5 protein-coding genes are annotated in these 5,561 nt (G+C 59.3%); 2 read left to right on the forward strand and 3 right to left on the reverse strand.

What is annotated here, in order from left to right; genetic code table 11:
* Positions 1 to 20 precede the first annotated feature (20 nt).
* Positions 21 to 2,927, forward strand: a complete 2,907-nt coding sequence (uvrA, locus tag FLM9_RS00240; protein ID WP_074456716.1) for an excinuclease ABC subunit UvrA — start codon at positions 21 to 23, stop codon at positions 2,925 to 2,927.
* Here uvrA and FLM9_RS00245 read toward each other — a convergent pair.
* The 3 genes from FLM9_RS00245 to FLM9_RS07905 are packed head-to-tail and all read right to left on the reverse strand — an operon-like array spanning position 2,920 to position 4,873.
* Positions 2,920 to 3,834, reverse strand: coding sequence for a class I SAM-dependent methyltransferase (locus FLM9_RS00245; protein ID WP_074456713.1), 915 nt, complete (start codon positions 3,832 to 3,834; stop codon positions 2,920 to 2,922). The two genes, uvrA and FLM9_RS00245, sit on opposite strands and share 8 nt — an antisense overlap.
* A 20-nt stretch (positions 3,835 to 3,854) precedes the next feature.
* Positions 3,855 to 4,373, reverse strand: a complete 519-nt coding sequence (locus FLM9_RS00250; RefSeq protein ID WP_074456714.1) for a DUF1269 domain-containing protein — start codon at positions 4,371 to 4,373, stop codon at positions 3,855 to 3,857.
* A complete protein-coding gene (locus FLM9_RS07905; protein WP_143324516.1) occupies positions 4,370 to 4,873 on the reverse strand; it encodes a hypothetical protein in 504 nt (167 codons plus the stop codon). The genes FLM9_RS00250 and FLM9_RS07905 overlap by 4 nt, the downstream gene beginning before the upstream one ends.
* Positions 4,874 to 5,023: 150 nt before the next feature.
* Between FLM9_RS07905 and FLM9_RS00255 the strand changes: the two genes are divergently transcribed.
* Positions 5,024 to 5,440 (forward strand): hypothetical protein, encoded by a 417-nt coding sequence (locus FLM9_RS00255; protein ID WP_074456715.1) that lies wholly within the window; start codon positions 5,024 to 5,026, stop codon positions 5,438 to 5,440.
* The last annotated feature ends 121 nt before the right edge of the window (positions 5,441 to 5,561 follow it).

The raw sequence follows: 5,561 nt of genomic DNA on the forward strand, positions 1-5,561 counted from the left end.
TCCTGGACCTGGGAACTCCGATGGCGTCTACGGAAAAACCTGGGCCGCCACCCTCGGAGGACGTGATTCGTGTTCGTGGCGCTCGTCAGCATAACCTTCGCAATATTAACCTCGCCATTCCCCGCAATCGCCTGGTGGTGTTCACCGGCGTCAGTGGCAGCGGTAAGTCCTCCCTGGCGTTCGACACCATTTTTGCCGAAGGTCAGCGGCGCTACGTGGAGAGCCTGTCCACCTATGCACGCCAGTTTCTTGGCCAGTTGGACAAGCCCGACGTGGACGCCATCGAGGGGCTCTCTCCCGCCATTTCCATCGACCAGAAGTCCACCAGCCACAATCCCCGCTCTACGGTGGGCACGGTGACTGAGATCTACGATCACCTGCGCCTCCTCTTTGGCCGGGCCGGACAGCCCCACTGCCCCCACTGCAGTCGTCCCATCAGACCCCAGACCATTGACGAGATGGTCAGCGCCGTTGTCCAGTTGCCGGAAGGGATTCGCTTTCAACTGCTGGCCCCTGTGGTGCGGGGTCAGCAGGGGACCCACGCTCGACTGCTGGCCAACCTGTTGGCGGAGGGCTTTGCCCGGGTGCGTATCAACGGCGAGGTGAGGGAACTGAACGACAACATTGCGCTTGAAAAAAATCACCACCACACCATTGACGTGGTGGTGGATCGTCTGGTGGCGCGCCCGGGCATTGACGAACGGCTCCACGATTCCCTGCGCACCTGTCTGCAGCGGGGGGATGGTTTGGCGGTGGTCAACGTGGTGTTACACCAAGGGGAGGAGTTGCCTCCCGGTATGGAGCAGGAATGGATGTTCTCTGAACATTTTGCCTGTCCGGTCCATGGGGCGGTGATGGAAGAGTTGTCCCCACGGTTGTTTTCCTTCAATTCTCCCTATGGGGCCTGTCCCGACTGCCATGGCATTGGCCATCGCCGCTGCTTCACTGTGGAACGGGTGATCCCTGATCCCAGTCAGCCCATCTATGCAGCTATTGTACCATGGAGTCATCGTGATGACCATTACCCTTATTCCTTGTTGTATAGTCTTGGCAAGGAATTGGGATTTAATTTGCAGACGCCCTGGTGTCAACTCAATTCTACCCAACAGCAAGCCATTCTCTATGGGATGAAAAATTTAATTTGTATTCATGGAGATAGTCGATACAAATCTGGCCAGGGTTACAAGCGAAAATTCCATGGTGTGCTTGCCATGTTAGAGCGCCAGTATCAGGAGACGGGCTCCGAGGCCATGCGCCAGAAACTCGAACACTATCGAGAAGATGTCCTCTGTAAAACCTGTTCCGGACGGCGCCTGCGGCCAGAAGCTTTGGCCGTGCTGGTGGGGCCTTACGGAATTCACGACCTCACCAGCATGACCATTGATCAATGCCTGGTGAGTATTGAGCGATTGGGTGGTATGGGAGAAGACCACTCCCCCCCCCTGCTGACGCCCCGCCAGTTGCAGATCGCCAAGCAGGTCCTGGTGGAAATTCAGGCTCGCCTTCGGTTTCTCCTGGATGTGGGCCTGGACTATTTGAGCCTGGACCGTGCTGCCGTCACCCTCTCCGGCGGCGAAGCCCAGCGGATTCGCCTGGCCACCCAAATTGGTTCCGGTCTCACCGGTGTGCTTTACGTATTGGATGAGCCCAGCATTGGACTCCATCAGCGAGATAATCATCGCCTCTTGAAAACCCTCTTCCGGCTGCGAAACCTGGGCAATACCCTCATTGTGGTGGAGCATGACGAAGAAACCATCCGCGCCGCCGATCATCTGGTGGATATTGGTCCTGGCGCTGGTGTTCACGGGGGGGAGATTATCGTTTCCGGCACCCTTGGTCATGTGCTGGCCAGTCAGGAATCCTTGACAGGGGCCTATCTATCCGGTCGCTGCCATCTCCCCACGCCGGAGCAGCGCCGCAACCGTAACCAGCGGTGTCTCCGAATGATCAACTGCCATCGCAATAACCTGAAAAACTTGAACGTTGACATTCCCTTGGGACGGCTAGTGTGCGTTACTGGGGTGAGTGGCAGTGGCAAAAGCACCCTGGTGAACGAGCTGCTGCGGCCCGCGCTGGAGAACCGGTTGGGCCACAGGACACCGTTCCCCGATGGCCTGGGTGCGCTCCAGGGGGTTCCAGCCCTTGACAAGGTGATTGTGATTGACCAATCCCCTATTGGCCGCACACCCCGCTCCAACCCGGCCACCTACGTGGGCGCCTTTGACGCGGTTCGCCAGTGTTTTGCCGCAACCGTTGAGGCGAAGGCCCGAGGGTATCGGGCTGGTCAATTCAGCTTTAACGTGAAAGGGGGACGCTGCGAAGCCTGTGGAGGACAGGGTGTGAACGTGATCTCCATGAGTTTTTTACCGGATGTCTATGTTCAGTGTGATGTGTGCAAGGGCAAGCGATATGACCGGGAAACGTTGCAAGTTCGCTATAAGAATTACACGATTTCCGATGTGTTGGAAATGACAATTGAAGAGGCCAAGGATGTTTTCTCAGCCATCCCGGCGGCGGTGCAGCGGCTGCAGAGTCTGGTGGATGTTGGTTTAGGCTATATGCGGCTGGGACAGCCCGCCCCAACCCTGTCCGGTGGAGAGGCACAGCGCATGAAGCTGGCAACAGAACTGTCCAAGCGGGCCACGGGCAAAACCCTCTACCTCATTGACGAGCCCACAACCGGCCTGAGCTTTTACGACGTGCATACCCTGATGAAGATCCTGCAACGCCTGGTGGAGAAAGGCAACTCGATTGTTGTCATTGAACACAATCTGGACGTGATACGCTGCGCTGACTGGCTCATTGACCTGGGGCCTGAAGGGGGAGATCGTGGTGGACAGCAGGTGGCCTGTGGCACCCCCGAGCAGGTGGCCGACCATCCGGACAGCCACACGGGTCGCTGCCTGAAGCCCCTGTTGGTCAACTGATTTGGCTCTCACTGTTCTCTGCCTGGCGGACAATCCCATGGTAGAGTCCTATGAAGGCAGGATAGGTCATATCATCTGTTTTCGAGAAATAACGAGGTCCCACCTCTTGCGGTTTCAGATGATTTGCTGTTGCATAGCCCAACTCATCCAGAACACCAGGCAGTTCATCTGGCACAAAACTGGACAGCCACGGTTCACCACGCCTGGCCACAAAATTGGCACTGGCTTCCTGCATTCTAATGAATCCACAAGGCGTTAATCTTGGGTCGGCAAGATAATCAAACATCACTGCCGATCCAGGCGCCATATGGGAAGCAATGCTGATCAATGTTTCTTTGATTGATGCCATCTCCAGATAATAGGTAACGCCAAACCAGGAGAACAAAGCAGGACGTGTCTTGTCAAAGTTGACCCGCGCCAGGACCTCATGGAGTTGTTCCTGATTAAGATCCGCCGCCACGTAGCATAGATTCCGGGGTTCCGTGAGTCCCGCAGCTTTCAGGCGCTCCCGCTTGGACTGCTGCGTGGCCGCCTGGTCCACTTCATAGAGGGTCAGCTTGTCCATGAGATCAGGGCGTCTCACAGAAAAGGTATCGTATCCTGCCCCCACGATTACGTATTGATCCAGACCCTCCTTGACGGCGGCCTCCAGAAGGTCTTCTCCAAAGCGGGCCCGGGTGTAGACCACGGGCATGATGCCCGACGTGGTGGACAACACTGTGCCCATCATCAGGTTGGCGAGCCAGTTGTTGGCGACCACTCGCCGCCAGAATCCTCTGCACATGGCCAAGGCATGGGGATCCTCAAATAACGGTGGTTGGGCGCGGCGCTGATGAAGTGCCCGTACGGCGGCTGCCATCTCGGCTGTCTTGCTGGGATTGGACACGGTGATGTTGGTGGAGCCCATGGTGGCTGGCGCTGGCTATCTCATTCTCCCTGTATCTGGTGGGAATGCTTGCTCAACTCCAGGGCATGGCGAAGCTTTTGCTCGTCCGTGTGGCTGAGACTGGTGTGCAGCAGCCTGGTGTGGCTGACGTGGCTCTGCAGCTTCTCCAGAACACGGTCCAGGGTCACCGTTCGCACCAGGAGGCAGAGGGCAGCGCTGTCCTCCGGCAGGGTGTGTCCCAGTTCCCGCATGAAGTCGTCGTTGATGCCCATGTCCGCCAGCGCACCCGATGCCGCGCCAACCCCTGCGCCCACAGCGGCCCCCAGGAGGGGGTTGAGCACGATCAACCCAATCAACGATCCCCAGAACCCGCCGCTGATGGCTCCTGCGGTTGTCAGGTTCACAGCTTGGCGCAGATGCACGTGGCCCTGCTTGTCCCTCTCCACCACAACGGCGTCCTCCAGGGAAATCAGGTGCTGTTGCTGGAGACCCGCCAACTCGCAACGCACCTCTTCGGTCTCCTCTACCGTGGGGAAACCCATCACCACTAGGTGACTCATGGCCTGATGCGGCGGCTGGAGCGGGGCCGGGGCCGCGACGGACGACTGCCGCCGCCGTCACGCCGGGGGGACTCCTCCTCCCAAGGCTCCGGGGCAGGCCGCGCCTGCTGCAGCAGGGGGGGAGCAGGGTGGGGAATCACCTGAAGCGGTCGTCGCCGCGCACCGTGGTTGCCCTGGTGGGACCAGGGGGACTCCGGGCCGGATGGGTCACCGGCCGTTCTACCGGGCCTGCCCCTTCTCTCCCCGTTAAGCGGCGATTCTGACGGCGCTAGTGGTTCCGTCCATGGAGCCTCCTGCACCCTGCCGTCGGGGTCCTCCTCCAGGAGCCAATTGATGCCCTCGCCCACCCAACGACTGAACTGGCTGATGCCCCCCGAACCCCTGCGACGCCGTGATCCCGGTCTGGCACCTGCGGCGCCGTGGACAAAGTCACGGCCAGCCTCCACCAAGTTCGCCAGGGCATGGCCAGGGCGGTGACGGTAGGGATCTTGAGTCATCATGGCGCCAGCCTAGCCCCAACGGGCTTCCCCCGTCCTGTGGGCTCCTGACCATGGTGCTTGAAGCCTGGATTCTTAAGACCAGCCCCCGTAGGAGCCGCCAGTCAGGCACAATCTCAGACACGAGTTCCTTTCGCCACGGCTGCCCGGTCCATGGACATGATTCTCCTGCGGGATTACGGGACGAAAGCCCTGCTGGCAGCCCTGGCGGCGCTTCTCACCTATTGGCTGATCAGCGCCATCCGCCTCATCATCAGCGCCCGCGGCATCAATCCACTGGTCAAGCAATTCTTCAGCCAGGTGGCGCGGGGGCGTGTGGATGCCGCCTACCTGCTCACCACCAAGAATTATCGGCTACACGTGAGTCGCCAAAATTTTATTCGCCTGCTCTCCAGCCTGGAACTCAGGCGCTACCGCAACCTCAAATCCGGCCGTCCCCGCATCCAGGAGGGGCAGATCATCCTCACCGTGAAGCTGAACTCCGAGGACAAAAAACAGGTGCTGCCCCTGGATTTCACCTTCGTCAAGGTGGGTGAGGACTGGCGCATTGACCGCATCCTGAAGGCTTGAACCAGGGAGCCCCCACCTTGAGCGTGTCTTCCGTATCCCTTGCTGAGGCCGAGGCCAGGGCAGACACTCTGCGGCAGCAACTCAATCAGGCCAGTCACGCCTATTACGTTCTGGCGGAACC

Source organism: Candidatus Synechococcus spongiarum (genome assembly GCF_900047545.1).
Lineage (GTDB): Bacteria > Cyanobacteriota > Cyanobacteriia > PCC-6307 > Cyanobiaceae > Synechococcus_B > Synechococcus_B spongiarum_C.